A 14,389-nucleotide genomic window follows, 5' to 3' on the forward strand; every position below is an offset into this window, starting at 1 on the left:
TTTCCTATTTTACAATGAGTACTGGAATATTCACACGTTTTGCAATCTTATGTGTCACATGTCCAAGTACGTGTTTAATATCTACTTCTGAACGTTTGTTACTCATTACAACAAGGTCATAGTCACCTTTTTCAACTTCAACGACAATTTCTTTTGTCGCGGCACCTGTTGTGAACTTAACTGAGTATGATAAGTTCAATTCATCGAGCTTCTCTAAGAAAGGCTTAAGTTCTTCTTCTTTTTCTTTAACAACTTCTTCAAAATGCTTGCCTTGATAACGTACATAATTTGCAAGTTCTGTTTCAGAAATAACATTGAAGATGACAATGTTACTATTTTCATTCCCTTGTGTCAAGTTCACAAGTTGTTCCGGTACATTGTTAAAGCTATTTCCAAAGTCATAGGGTACAAGGATGTTGTTATACATAGCAATTCCTCCTTAAATGTTTCATACGCTCATATTCAAAGTGCTAGCGAACGATTGAATTTTTATTGCGTTCATCTCTTCAATACTATTGTAACATTTTGAAAACACTTTCACAAATTGCCTCCCAGTACAAGATTCCGCTATTAAATAAGTTTTAAATCATTTATAATAATTTATGTACTATAAAATCCAAAAATTTAATCATATAAAGGTGTGTTGTTATTGCATTTTACTGAACTAAATGAACACGAATATCATCAATTTATTACACAACATTTTAGTCAATTCACACAGTCTATTGAACATTATCGTTATCGTAAAGAACATAGTAAAACTGTCTATTTACTTGGTGTAAAAGATAATCAAGGAAATGTTATTGCTGCAGGTCTTTTTACAGCTGCACCCCTTTTCCGTTTTTTCAACTATGTATACAGTCATCGTGGTCCTGTTATGGACTATCATAATACAGCTTTGGTTGCTTATTTCTTCAAATCATTAACGAAATATCTTCGCCGTCGTCGCTGTATTTTTGCATTGATTGATCCATATATTATCGAAAATAAACGCGATCACAAAGGCGATGTGCTAGAAAGCTATGATAACAGTCATTGGACATCCCAACTCGAAGCACTGGGCTATCAACATCAAGGCTTTACAACTGGCTATAGTAACTTAAGCCAGGCACGTTGGTTATCCGTTCTACCATTAGAACATAAAACGGTGCCAGATTTATTAAAAGCAATAGATCGAAACACAGCTCGCAATATTAAAAAATCTCGCGAAATGGGTGTGCAAATACGTGATTTTACACGTGATGAGTTGGATGATTTCCATTCACTCTATCAAATGGCAGAAGAAAAACATGGCTTCTCAACATTTTCAAAAGCAGATATCGGTCGCTTCCTAGATACGTATGCTTCTACAAGTATGATGAAGTTAGCATATCTTGATCTAGACCAGCATTTGGCTGGTTTACAAGCAGAACTTGAACAAGCCGAACAGCAACGCATCCAATTTCAAAAGGATATGGATGAGACACCTAACTCTAAAAAGCGCCGTGTGCGTCTTGAAAATCAAGAAACTATTTGTAAGAGTATTAAAAAACGTCAAGCAATCGCAGAAGCTCTCCAAGATAAACATGGCAATATTCTTCACCTTGCTGCATCTATTTTTGTAGAGAATGCACATGAACTTGTCTATATGTATAGTGGCTCGAATCCAGAATTCAATCGTTACATGGGGAGTTATTCACTACAATGGGAAATGATTCAATATGCAAAACAACAAGGGTTATCACGCTATAACTTTTATGGTGTAACAGGTGATTTCACAGAAGACTCTGCAGATTATGGTGTACTCAACTTCAAAAAAGGGTTCGGTGGCTATATTGAAGAGTTAGTGGGCGACTTTATCAAACCGGTTCATCCGTTGCTTTATCGCTTATATAAATTAAGATCACGCTAAATAATAAGAGAACAGCAGGATGTTTCACCTGTTGTTCTCTTTATTTTACACTCATATTATTGATTCGTCCGTACATGATCAAAGTACTGTCCATCCAAGTGATTAATATCTAGATGCTCTACTTGCAACGTCGTATGGGCTAATTGATATTTCTCTTTCAACAACTGTTCTAACGCATTAATCGTTTCATAAGCATCGACACTGTTACTGCTTTCTAAAACCACATGCGCACTTAATGAATGATGTTCGGTTGTAATAGACCATAAATGGAATTCATGAACATCCAAAACGCCTTCAACCGAAGTCATCGTGTTCATAATATCATCAATATCTAGTCCTTCTGGTACAGCCTCCATCAAGATTTGCCAAGTATTGCGCATTATCTTGTATCCACCACGCAAAATAACGAGGGCGATAATGATACTTAAGATTGGGTCGATCAACTGAATACCTGTAAAGTGAATCAATACAACTGCTACAATCACGCCTACTGAATTCAATAAATCTCCTATAAAATGCCAAAGTGCACTTTGAATATTAATATTATTTTCTGCTTTTAATGAGCGTACAAGAATATACGTCAAAATAATATTAACCAATAAACCGATAAGCGCAACACCTAACATTAACTGGCTATCGATTGGTTTTGGGTGAATCATTCTTTCAATGGCTTCGTAAAATATCCATAATGAAATGAGTACTAAGGCTAACCCATTCAGAAAAGCGGCAAGTATTTCCAAACGTAAAGATCCGAATGTATAGCGAGATGTTGGTGGACGACTCGCAAAATAAATGGCTACCATGGATAAGCCCAATGCTGCGACATCACTTAACATGTGAAATGAATCGGATAGTAAAGCAAGTGAATTAGAAACAAGTCCACCGACGAATTCAACGATCGTAAATATGAGCGTAATGATCAGAGAAAGCCATAATGTTGACTTAGAATGTGATTGCTGTTTTCGATGCTCGACATGATGAAAATATTGATGTCTTGCCATATCATCATCTCCTTTTATTACTCTCTACTATACTATAAAAAAGAGGCGTTGATGATGGTACTCGCTCGGGAAATACTGAAAATCGTGTGTCGAAAAACATTCTCATCCTTTTATTTAACCCTAAAAAAGAAAGTGAACCTATGAAATCAGTCCACTTTCTTCTCATACAATTTATTTAATAATGTCTATTAGTTCTTTTTTAGATGCTGATCGTGCTGGAATCCAACCGAAAACAACACCAATCAATGTTGAAACACCCACTGCTAATAAGATAGAACCAAGACTTACCGCACTCTTAATGTACTCTGGCGTCACAGCATCGACTAATGAGGCAATCAAAATACCTAAGATAAGACCGACTAATCCACCGATCAGACAGAGAATGACACTTTCAATGAGGAATTGGAACTCGATATGTCGACTTTTTGCACCGAATGCACGTCGAATCGCAATTTCCTCTGTACGTTCTGCAACAGAGATATACATAACATTCATGACACCAATACCGGCAATAAAGAGTGAGATACCTGCAACAGCTGCCACAAAGTATGTGATGGAATCAAAGATCTTACCGATACTCTTCATCATTTCTTCTAAGTCGGTATATTGGTATTCACCCAAACCAGCTGCCGAACCGCTTCGATTCAGTTTTTCAGCCACTTGATTCGCTATTTTTTTCTTGTTTTGCTTTTCACCAAATTGTATTTCTAACTGTGGCGCGTCTGGTTTAAGATTCGGTAAGTAGTGTTGCACTGTTCGTGTCGGAATACTTACTGCATTTTGTATTTGTCCATTGTTTTGAATACCTACCACTTCAAAACCCATACCATCGATATAGATAGTTTTACCAATTGCTTTACCTTTAAACAACTCATCGGCAACATTTGATGAGATGGTCGCAACACGGCTTTCCATGATATTGTCATCTTCTGTAAAACCTTTCCCTTCATCAGGGCTTTCTACAGATTTTTTCTTTACGACAGCGATATCTGTTTCCTTTTTCTCAGTACTCGCTTTAGAGGAAAGACCAAAAGTATCATCTTCCTTTACATGTGCATCCTTCACACCTTTGACTTGACGTGCTAACTCAATATCACTATCCGTAAAGGGGTCACGATTCGGTGCATTAGGATCTTTGGCAAAATAATTAATCAATGCGGCTCCTTTAGAAGCACCTGCATTACTGAACTCTTCATTCGCCGTCTTCTTGAAACCATTCCCCAATGACATGATCGTAATTACCGCAGCAATTCCGATAATAATCCCAATCATGGTAAAAATGTTACGGCGCTTATTTTTCATAATAGACAATAGTGAGACATGAATGATATTTGCTAAACTATTCATGGTGATTCACCTCTTCTCGTTGAATACGACCATCTAGAATGTGAATCACACGGTCTGCTTGTTCTGCCACCCTTGGGTCATGTGTCACCACAATCATTGTTGTTCCACGTTCCTTATTCAACTGTAAGAATAAATCCATAATATCTTGAGATGTTTTAGAGTCCAATGCACCCGTAGGTTCATCGGCTATAATGAATTTTGGTTGGTTGATAATTGCACGGGCGATCGCTACACGTTGCTGTTGGCCACCAGAGAGCTTGTTGGGTACGAGATTTTCCTTATCATATAATCCGACCTGATGTAGTACATCAATGACACGTTGTTTTCTTTGACGGGCACCTAAACCCGCGTATAACAATGGAATACTGACATTCTCTAAAATGGTGTTGTTTTGAATCAATTTGAAGTTTTGAAAGACGAACCCGACTGTTTCATTTCGAATCTCAGCCAATGCGTTATCTGACTTCTCCTTATAATTCGATCCACCAAATAAATAATCACCCTCATATCCTCGATCGATAAAGCCAAGGATATTGATCAAGGTACTCTTCCCAGATCCAGAAGGCCCCATAATTGCCACAAACTCTCCTGCCTCTATACGTAAGTTGATATCTTTCAAAATGTGATTTGTTTCGTTACCGTTTTTAAAATGACGGTTAACATCTACCAATTCTATCATTCCGACACCTCAACTTTTTTGCCATCTTTCACTTTGTTATCAGGATTTTTAATGAGCTTGTCACCTTTCTTCACACCTTTTTTCACAATCAGTGTGTCATTTTCTTCATCATATTCTACTTTCACTTTGCGTGCTTTACCTTGTTTGTCTACAACATACACGTGGTCATCTTTTGTTAAAACTGATTTTGGTAATTTCAATGTTTCTTGTGGAATTTTCGCTTCGACTGAGTAACCATTGCGTACTTTAAAGTCTAGGTCACCAACGATCACTTCGTATTTAGAAGTTTCATTTGCACTACCACCAGATGGACTATTTTGAACTGGATTATTTGTTGTGAGTGACGTACCACCTTCTTCGCCTTCTTCACCAGCGGGTTGCGCACTTGCACCACTTGCTTGTCCAGCGCCACCCTCTTGTTGTTGGTAGCTTGTTGGGAGTTCACTGATTTTAACAATTTTACCCGTTCCTTTTTTACCTGTACTGTTCACTTCAACATTGACTTTATCGCCTACTTTAATTTTATCTAAGTCATATTCTGAAACAGTTGTTTTAATTTCAGGATTCTCTGCAATCAATTGTAAAATCGGTTCTCCATCCCCAACGTTTTCTGTATTTTTTAGTGATACCGTACCAGGGAATGTCGCATAAATACTATTATTCACTTGGCCATCATAACGATTTAACTGACGCCATGCCTTATCAATCGCATTTTGATCCCCTTTGGATTCTGCTTGATTCACTTGGTCGACGAGTGATTGGCGTTGTGCCCCATCAATCGCATAATTGATTAATGGCGTACCTTGTTGAACCTTTTGGCCATCTTCTACTTGTACACTCACAAAATCACCTAACTGACTATTATTTTGATATGTTTTAATGGTATGAGGCGAAACCTTACCCGTTACACGAATAGGATTGTCCTCCTTCACTTGATATGTATCGTAACCGTCTTTCTCTGTCTTGTCACCACCAAATGCCTTGACTGCCAAAGCAACGCCTAACAGTAAGACAAAACCGGCGACTGCCAAAATGATTAACGTACGTTTCTTCAATGAAAAAACCTCCTGAATATTATTTGAATATCATTCTATAAGTACTTTAACATCTAAAATAAACAATTGCGCTATTATCCCCTTTTCATTTATATCGTACATTTGTATACGATTACAAATATTTTTAAGAATTTTTGTTATGTTATAATGTTATTATTCTTTAAAAGGGGTGTTTAATTAATGGATTATTCAAAACCACTACATATTGAAAGTTTTACGAAAGAGCGTTTTGAACCTAAAGTAGGGCTCAAGTTAGTCATATTCCTTATTGTTATTGCGTTGAGTACAGTTGTTTCTGCATTTGCAGTTGACTTCAGCGCACTCATTTCAGAACAAGGTAGCGTTCAAGGTGCTGATGCTGAACAAATGGCAGCCTTTTCAAAATATGGTGCCTTGATAGGTAGCGTTATCGGCGCATTGTTTGCACTTGGCTTTATGTTCCTCGTTCTATTCATCATTGATAAAATTTTCAAATCTGAAACACGACCAAAAAGTATCTTTGCATCTGTGCTCTTACGTGCGATCGTTATTCAACTGATCCAACTTGTCGCAGCAACGATTCAATGGATTGTCGGGTTAGATCTTATGCAATATTCAATCACATCATTGAATGTGTTCGACCCTGGTAATCAAGCTTTAGGTGCCATCAGCCTAAAAACACTCGTATCTGCATGGTTACTTGGTGTGGTCTTACATTCAACGATGCATATTAACAAACGTTGGTCTTGGATTATTACAATCATTTACCTTGTATTATTCATGGGACTACCCCTTATTTTCGCGCTCGTTTAATATATTTGCATAAGAGGGGGCTGAGACATAGTGCTCAGCTCCTACCTTTTAAATATAGAAATAAGGATAGTGGCAGTAGGTGTCTGAAGTGAAAATGCGTTTTTGAAAACTTTGGGAGCACTACAAAAATCATAAACATTTATAATGATTTTGTCGTAGTGCCCCTGCAAAGATGATTAGATGTGTGACAAGTTTATTAAGCAAACGTAGTCACATATCAATCAGCTACTGCAAAACTTCTAGTCACCCTTGCCGGGGTGGGACGACGAAATCTTTTATAGAGAAAAAGATTTCTGCCCCACTCCCCTAATTTTTTAATTTCGTGCACGCATAAGACGCTTCACGAATAGCCAGATAAAATAGATTAATAATATACTGAGCATACCCGTTAATAGATATGGTGGCAAATAGCTCTTACCTTGTGATAAATAATAGACGTTTGTCACAAAGATAATCCAAGCACCCACTTCAACAATGATTAACGTAGTGAGCACCTCTGTCGCGTGGGAAGTTGTTTGTGATTCATTCTTTCCTTTCATGTTACGTTCAAGACGTGGTAAGTAATGAAGTAGCGTTGTAATAAGCACCCAAACTAACATGAAAATCAGTGGCAAACTCCATAAAAATGACTTTGCACCGTATCGGTCAGGCATCCCTTGATAACCATAATGTGTTCCCACTTGATTTGGGATATTCCCGTAGACAACTGTTAAATAAATCACAGCTACTAACCATAAAATTGGTATACATAAGTTAACTTTTTTCATTGATAATCCCCTCCATTTTTTCTCTTACTGCAGGTAGATACACCGTTCCAAATTTCACAAGATGAACGAGTAATAGATACAATTCATAAAATCGGATCCGAAATGCGGCCCCTTCTTGGAGAGGGTAAGTTTTATCATAAGCCGTATAAAAATCTCGATCAAAGCCACCAAACACTTTAGTGGCACCTAAGTCAAACTCACGATCTCCATATAACGGAGAGGGATCAAAAAGTGCAGGTGTGCCATCTGTCAAAAACATATAATTCCCTGCCCAAAGGTCACCATGTAACAGCGATGGCTCGCTCTTGTGCGCCTTCAACGTTTGACTCATGATGTCGTACACTTGTTCAAAGTTTGATGCATCTCTTGTAGACCACAACGCTTCTGCTTCCACACGTTGTATTAACGGTTGTATGCGTTGATGGAGAAACAAGTCATGCCATGATGTTTGCCAATGATTGTCAAAACTTATCGCACTGCCTCGATAAGGCTGTTCAAAGCCAAACTGACCATTGGGACTCATGACCTGGTGAAGTTGTGCAACACATCTTCCTAATACCTTTTGACTTCCTGTGATACCTTCTTCTAAATAACTTAGTAATAAGTATGCATCTCCATCAATACAGCCATTTGCGATAACTCTAGGTGCTGTAATTCCTGCTTGTTCAAATGCTTTCAAGCCCGCTATTTCTGCCGCATAAAAGTCAGCTGATTGCTGTGCTTGTACAAGCAAAAAATACGTTTCTTTCACTGTTTCAACACGATAAGCTTGATTCACATCCCCACCGCTCACTGGTGTGATGGTTGTCATATTTTCAAGTGGTAATGCTTCATACCATTGCTGTTCCATATACGATTCCTCCTTAAGACTTCTTAAAAAACCATACCCTACTCTATCACTGAGCAATCAGATTGGTTTGAAAGTCATATGTGATTCGCTATACTTATTTTGTAAAAGATAACTAGTAAAGGAGTGCTCTTTATGACAAATAAACGTCAACAATTATTAGACACATTCCACTATCGCTTCGCATCAAAACGCTTTGACCCTAACAAAAAAATTGACGATAAAGACTTTGAAACGATCTTAGAAACAGGTCGTCTATCACCAAGTTCTCTTGGTTTAGAGCCTTGGAAGTTCCTCGTAGTACAAGACCCTGAATTACGCCAAGCATTGAAACCAATCAGCTGGGGCGCACAAGGACAATTGGATACAGCGAGCCATTTCGTTATCCTGTTAGCACGTAAAAATGTTCGTCCTGAATCACCTTATTTCCAATACCATGTACGTGAAATTAGACATATGTCTGAAGAAATGGTTTCAGCTATGGTAGAGAAAACAGCGAACTTCCAACGAGACAATCTTCGCGTCTATGAAAACGACCGTGCGTTATGGGACTGGGCAAGTAAACAAACTTATATCCCACTTGGTAATATGATGACAGCTGCTGCATACTTAGGCATTGATTCATGTCCAATTGAAGGCTTCCAATACGAAAATGTCGCAAAAGTATTAGCTGACAAAGGTTATCTTGATACAGATGAATTCTGGCCATCAGTGATGGTTGCATTCGGTTATCGTGATGCAGAACCAAAACGTGAGAAAACACGTCGTCCTGCCGAAGAAGTCATCCAATGGATTTAATCACACCCACGAGGTTATGAGAGAAGCGCTTAGAATTTGAGCAGAACGAGCGCAATGAGAAAAATCGCTTTTTGATTTTGTCGAATTGCGAAGTTCTGTCGAAAATTCTACTTCTCGAATACTGACATCTCGAGGTTGTGATAAGAGTGCTTAGGATTTGAGTAGAACCTAGCCCCCTCTAATCATCAAAACAATATGCCCCATTCATACTTAGAAGCGATTCTATATATGAATGGGGTTATTTTTATAGCTATTTAAGCTATTTAAGCTGTTTGAGCTTTGGATTCCTCCGCTTCAATACGCATCAGATACGTTGTAATCTCATCATAAAAATCAGTTAATTGTTTTGTAGTATGTTTTGTATCAATGGCATCATTGCCTGTAAAATCACTATGATCCCATCCCAGCATTGTCGGCATGACCTGCCAAATTCCTTTTCTTATTGGAGAAGTGGCAGTCACATCAACATGCGCCTCTCCTGTTGGATGTTGTGCTGAAACAACTGATACTAAACCATCATTCGGTCGCCATATATCATCCTTCACTGACCCAATTAAATTCCCTGTCAACACATGGGCAAAAGCCATACCAAAATCAATCATATGCTTGCCAGATAGCGTTTTATGTGTTGCTTGACCGTTAAATGTCTTGTAGTAAATATCTGGGTTTACCGTTGTTTGTTGATTCAACTTTTCAGCACCTGTCGTTGTCAGATCATAAAGTGCTGTATCCTCGGAATCCCAAAGGTTACTTTTAGCGACACGTTTGCCGTAATCAACCAGCGACTCGCCTTCACGCTGTTTGAATCCCCAATGATACATTCCTAAATCAAGATCGCCTAAATGATTCCCAAATGTACGAGTAAAGCCATATAACAAGTGACGAATGAATGGTGTATTTCCAAGTTGATCTGCAGCATGTGTGCCATTATGTGGTGTGGCAATTGTTGTAATGGATGTAATCATATTTTCATGACCACCTTGATATAGCGGACTTAATGTACCGCCATGTTGCTGCTGATACGCAATTTCATCTTGATTACCATTACGCAAATAATGTTCTAATAAGCGAATGGTTTGTCCACCCATACTATGACCCACTAAATGAATCGGTTGACCAGGTTGCCAGTTAGGTAGAATGCCTTTGTACGTCTTACCATAACGTTCATGTCCATATTTCTCCGCATGTGCTGCACCATAGTCTGCACGGCCGCCTACAATATAATGATACAGATCAACAATACGCTCATGATTACTTGCCAAGGCACTCACACTCGCCTCATATGTTTCATAGCCTTTGTTACGTAAGTACTCTTGTAAGTTAGCTTTTGTCCCACCCCAATAGTTCATTCCTTTAGGTGCAACATCTCCGACCAATCCCATAAATCCATGTACAAAGACAAATGGATGTTGGTTTTGTGGTTGTTCTGGATTTGCTGTTTGAACAGCTGTTTCTGCTTTTCTTAATACACGTGCTTGATCAATTTGCTTAGTATTTTCTTTAGCTTCTGATGTCTTTACCGCATCCAAAGAAGCAACTTTCTCTTGATCCTTTTCTTCCAATCGTGGTACATCTGTCACAGTATTTTTGACTTGTATCTCTTTATGTATATCTGCTGAATCATCCACTGGCGTTGGAATAGGTTCTGATTGATGATCAACTGCTGATTGTTTTTCTTTGCTCTCAGGACTAGGTACAACTTCACTATCCGATTGCTGAACATTCTTATCTGATGTTTGCTTGTTTTCTTCTATCAATGCAACATGGTTGTGCTGAGTGGTTTTTTCTATATTCTTTTGAATTTGTTGCTCTTCAAATGGACTTTCTTCCATCGTTCCCTTTTCATCTATATGATCAAGTTGTTTGTGATCTATCGGTGCCTTATTTTCTATGACAGGTGACGCCACTTGCTCTTGAATCTGTTGCGTTTGATCTTGTTGTGAAATATTTTCCACTTGTACGTGTTGTGACAATGCATCTGCTTGTACTGTTTCTTCCGCTTGGACTTGAGGTGCGCCAATGACAAAAAAGCATGTTGCGACCACAACAGATACTGCGCCATACACAGACTTTCTAATGGAAAAGCGATTATCTTGTTTTTTCATAAATTCATCTCCCAACTTTTGGATCAATCGTTTACTCCTACTATAGCAAATACGTTCTTAAATGCGTGCACCATGTCGTAACTGTTCGTTTTCAGTGCCTAACTGTTTTAAATCAATCTGAGGACTGACGATATTACCAATATATGTCTCTATAATAGAAGTTAAGATAACTATCAAAGGAGTGATCTCTATGCGTTTAAAAGATATACTTTCTAGTGCTTATCATGACCTATTAAACATGAAAATCAATGCAAAAAACGTCATCATTACTACTTTGATTACATTTTTTGCAAGCTCAATCATGACACCTCTATTAGGTATTCCAGTAGGCTTGCTATTCTCTGGCTGGCTCATTGAAAACAAACTAAATAACTAAAAAAATGAAACCTACATAGACTTAAATTTAAATTAAGTTTTTGTAGGTTTCTTTATTTATTAAAATAAACACTTTGTAAACACTTTCAAATACTTATCAAATGGTTCATAATATTATTATATAATAGCACAGCTACGTCACACGGAAATTTCTATGAAATGAGGTCATTTTATGCTTAATTATTTACAACGCATCGGTCGGTCTCTGATGTTACCCGTCGCTGTCCTACCTGCTGCTGCGATTCTCGTTGCTATTGCAAACATTATCGCTGCGACAATTGGACAAAACGCCGCTTATGCTTTTTTCTTTAATGCCGGAATGGGTGTTCTTGAAAATCTTGGTCTGCTCTTTGCGATTGGTGTCGCAATCGGTATGGCTAAGAAAAATGATGGTGCCACAGCACTTGCAGCAATTGTCGGCTTTTTAGTGGTTGATAAAATGCTCGAACCAGAAAACGTTGCAGTTTACCTAGGTATTGCTGAAAAAGCTGTTAACCCAGGTTTTATGAATATCGGCTTTGGTAACGTCTTTGTTGGTATCGCTGTCGGTCTTATCGCCGCACATTCGTACAACAAGTTCTCATCTGTTGAGTTACCAGATGCGTTTGCCTTCTTCAGTGGTAAACGTCTTGTTCCGATTATGACAGCATTATTCTCAGTTATTTTTGCATTTGTTTTACTTTTCATCTGGCCATTCGTATACAGCGCACTTGTTGCATTCGGTAAGAGTATTATCGACTTAGGTGCAATCGGTGCCGGCATTTATGGTGTTGCCAACCGTTTACTGATTCCACTTGGTCTTCACCATGCACTGAATGCTGTATTCTGGTTTGATATTGCTGGTATCAATGACGTTGCAAACTTCCAATCACAAACGGGTACAAAAGGTATCACAGGTCGCTATATGGCAGGATTCTTCCCAATCATGATGTTTGGTATCCCTGCAGCTGCACTCGCAATGTACCATACTGCGCAAACAAAATACCAAAAACAAATTGGTAGTATTATGTTTGCAGGTGCCATTTCAGCATTTATCGTTGGGATTACGGAACCAATCGAATTCGTCTTTATGTTTGTTGCACCATTATTGTATGTCGTGCATGCATTATTAACAGGGTTATCCCTTTTCATTGCAGCATTGTTCCACTGGACTGCAGGATTTGCATTCAGTGCAGGATTAATTGACTTTGTCCTATCACTCATCAATCCATTTGCGAACCATCCACTGATGTTGATTGTTCAAGGTCTTGTCTTCTTTGTACTGTATTATGTGATTTTCCGCTTCCTTATTGTTAAGTTAAACTTAAATACACCTGGACGTGGAACAAATATTCCAACATCACAAGTTACAGATACAGATGCGACGACAGACGCAACAACAAGTAAGTATTCACAAACTGCCACAACAATCATTGACGGTCTTGGTGGTAAAGAAAACATTACTTCTTTAACAAACTGTGCAACACGTTTACGTTTAGAACTCGCAGACAATACAAAGTTAAATGAAGCACAAATTAAATCAGCAGGTGCTGCAGGTGTTCTAAAAAATGGACAACACGCTGCACAAATTATTATCGGTACACATGTACAACAAGTTGCTGATGAAATGGAACGCCAATTAGAAAATTAAATTTCAAATTTTATTATGAATCAAGGTCATCACATACACATCTATGATAGTATATGAGTGATGACCTTTGATTTTTTATAGTAAGTCATACATAGAATAACTTAACTGATAGTAGTGGCTAAAAATAAACATCATCCATTGATGCGCTCAAACACTAGCTACTTATCAGTCACTTCCATACATAAAACCTATAACTGATTTCATTGATATAGAAAGGTGAATAAAATGACGATACGAAAAGCAATTATACCTGCCGCTGGTTTGGGTACACGATTTTTACCTGCTACTAAAGCAATGCCTAAAGAAATGTTACCGATACTAGACAAACCAACGATTCAATATATTGTTGAAGAGGCAGCGAAAGCAGGCATTGAAGATATTATTATCGTTACTGGAAAGCACAAACGTGCCATTGAAGATCACTTTGACACGCAAAAAGAACTGGAAATGACACTTCAAGAAAAAGGAAAATCAGACTTACTTGAAAGAGTACAGTACCCAACAGACCTTTCTAATATTTTTTATGTCAGACAAAAAGAACAAAAAGGATTAGGACATGCGATTTATACCGCTAAGCAATTCATAGGTGATGAACCATTTGCGGTATTATTAGGTGATGATATTGTAGATTCAGAAACACCTGCTATACAACAATTAATGGAACAATACGAAACAACTGGTAAATCTGTTATCGGCGTTCAAACTGTCCCAGATTCAGAAACACACCGTTACGGCATCATAGCACCACAAGCACAAGAAGGACGATTATATGATGTGGCTAAGTTTGTTGAAAAACCAGCACAAGGCACTGCCCCATCTAGTCTCGCAATTATGGGAAGATATGTACTCTCTCCTAAGATTTTTGACTATCTTGCAACGCAGACAGAAGGAAGCGGTGGCGAAATTCAACTAACAGATGCCATTGAACGATTAAACAAAGATGATAAAGTGTATGCTTATGACTTTGAAGGAACACGATATGACGTAGGTGAAAAAGTAGGATTCGTCAAAACTACGATAGAATATGCTTTAAAAAATGAAGAGACACGTGAACAAATAAAAAAATATATTCAATCACTAAATCTATAAATGAGGAGGTCCG

The 14,389-nt window shown here is 38.0% G+C and carries 14 protein-coding genes; 6 read left to right on the forward strand and 8 right to left on the reverse strand.

Going from position 1 to position 14,389, the window contains the following annotated elements; genetic code table 11:
• Positions 1 to 4: 4 nt before the first annotated feature.
• Positions 5 to 427 carry a universal stress protein gene (locus tag MUA88_RS10155; protein WP_262605521.1) on the reverse strand — a complete coding sequence of 141 codons (423 nt, stop codon included), beginning with the start codon at positions 425 to 427 and terminating at the stop codon, positions 5 to 7.
• Positions 428 to 649: 222 nt separating this feature from the next.
• Here MUA88_RS10155 and MUA88_RS10160 point away from each other — a divergent pair, with 222 nt between their 5' ends.
• Positions 650 to 1,891 carry an aminoacyltransferase gene (locus MUA88_RS10160; RefSeq protein ID WP_262605522.1) on the forward strand — a complete coding sequence of 414 codons (1,242 nt, stop codon included), beginning with the start codon at positions 650 to 652 and terminating at the stop codon, positions 1,889 to 1,891.
• Between the two features lie 56 nt (positions 1,892 to 1,947).
• On the opposite strand, the gene MUA88_RS10165 is transcribed toward MUA88_RS10160, so the two are convergent.
• The 4 genes from MUA88_RS10165 to MUA88_RS10180 form a co-directional block, all read right to left on the reverse strand.
• Positions 1,948 to 2,892 carry a cation diffusion facilitator family transporter gene (locus tag MUA88_RS10165; RefSeq protein WP_262605523.1) on the reverse strand — a complete coding sequence of 315 codons (945 nt, stop codon included), beginning with the start codon at positions 2,890 to 2,892 and terminating at the stop codon, positions 1,948 to 1,950.
• 171 nt (positions 2,893 to 3,063) lie between these two features.
• Positions 3,064 to 4,239, reverse strand: coding sequence for an ABC transporter permease (locus tag MUA88_RS10170; protein ID WP_262605524.1), 1,176 nt, complete (start codon positions 4,237 to 4,239; stop codon positions 3,064 to 3,066).
• A complete protein-coding gene (locus tag MUA88_RS10175) occupies positions 4,232 to 4,918 on the reverse strand; it encodes an ABC transporter ATP-binding protein (protein ID WP_262605525.1) in 687 nt (228 codons plus the stop codon). The genes MUA88_RS10170 and MUA88_RS10175 overlap by 8 nt, the downstream gene beginning before the upstream one ends.
• Positions 4,915 to 5,973 (reverse strand): efflux RND transporter periplasmic adaptor subunit, encoded by a 1,059-nt coding sequence (locus MUA88_RS10180; RefSeq protein ID WP_262604039.1) that lies wholly within the window; start codon positions 5,971 to 5,973, stop codon positions 4,915 to 4,917. Before MUA88_RS10180 ends, MUA88_RS10175 begins: the two co-directional genes overlap by 4 nt.
• Before the next feature lie 180 nt (positions 5,974 to 6,153).
• Between MUA88_RS10180 and MUA88_RS10185 the strand changes: the two genes are divergently transcribed.
• The gene (locus tag MUA88_RS10185; protein ID WP_262605526.1) at positions 6,154 to 6,765 is read left to right on the forward strand and encodes a YIP1 family protein; all 612 of its coding nucleotides are present in this window, start codon (positions 6,154 to 6,156) and stop codon (positions 6,763 to 6,765) included.
• A gap of 314 nt (positions 6,766 to 7,079) precedes the next feature.
• Here MUA88_RS10185 and MUA88_RS10190 read toward each other — a convergent pair whose 3' ends face one another.
• Positions 7,080 to 7,532, reverse strand: coding sequence for a DUF1648 domain-containing protein (locus tag MUA88_RS10190; protein ID WP_262604041.1), 453 nt, complete (start codon positions 7,530 to 7,532; stop codon positions 7,080 to 7,082).
• Entirely contained in the window at positions 7,519 to 8,382 is an 864-nt protein-coding gene (locus tag MUA88_RS10195) for a fructosamine kinase family protein (protein WP_262604042.1), read from the reverse strand. Before MUA88_RS10195 ends, MUA88_RS10190 begins: the two co-directional genes overlap by 14 nt.
• A 132-nt stretch (positions 8,383 to 8,514) precedes the next feature.
• On the opposite strand from MUA88_RS10195, the gene MUA88_RS10200 reads away from it, so the two are divergent.
• Entirely contained in the window at positions 8,515 to 9,177 is a 663-nt protein-coding gene (locus MUA88_RS10200) for an NAD(P)H-dependent oxidoreductase (protein WP_262605527.1), read from the forward strand.
• Positions 9,178 to 9,440: 263 nt separating this feature from the next.
• Here MUA88_RS10200 and lip read toward each other — a convergent pair whose 3' ends face one another.
• Positions 9,441 to 11,282, reverse strand: a complete 1,842-nt coding sequence (gene lip / locus MUA88_RS10205; RefSeq protein ID WP_262605528.1) for a YSIRK-targeted triacylglycerol lipase — start codon at positions 11,280 to 11,282, stop codon at positions 9,441 to 9,443.
• A 190-nt stretch (positions 11,283 to 11,472) separates the two neighbouring features.
• Here lip and MUA88_RS10210 point away from each other — a divergent pair, with 190 nt between their 5' ends.
• The 3 genes from MUA88_RS10210 (at position 11,473) to galU (ending at position 14,376) form a co-directional block, all read left to right on the forward strand.
• Positions 11,473 to 11,658 (forward strand): VraH family peptide resistance protein, encoded by a 186-nt coding sequence (locus MUA88_RS10210; protein WP_262604046.1) that lies wholly within the window; start codon positions 11,473 to 11,475, stop codon positions 11,656 to 11,658.
• A gap of 171 nt (positions 11,659 to 11,829) precedes the next feature.
• Positions 11,830 to 13,287, forward strand: a complete 1,458-nt coding sequence (nagE, locus tag MUA88_RS10215; RefSeq protein ID WP_262604047.1) for an N-acetylglucosamine-specific PTS transporter subunit IIBC — start codon at positions 11,830 to 11,832, stop codon at positions 13,285 to 13,287.
• 225 nt (positions 13,288 to 13,512) lie between these two features.
• A complete protein-coding gene (galU, locus tag MUA88_RS10220) occupies positions 13,513 to 14,376 on the forward strand; it encodes a UTP--glucose-1-phosphate uridylyltransferase GalU (RefSeq protein WP_262604048.1) in 864 nt (287 codons plus the stop codon).
• The last annotated feature ends 13 nt before the right edge of the window (positions 14,377 to 14,389 follow it).

Source organism: Staphylococcus sp. IVB6240 (assembly GCF_025558425.1).
In the GTDB taxonomy this organism is placed as follows: Bacteria; Bacillota; Bacilli; order Staphylococcales; family Staphylococcaceae; genus Staphylococcus.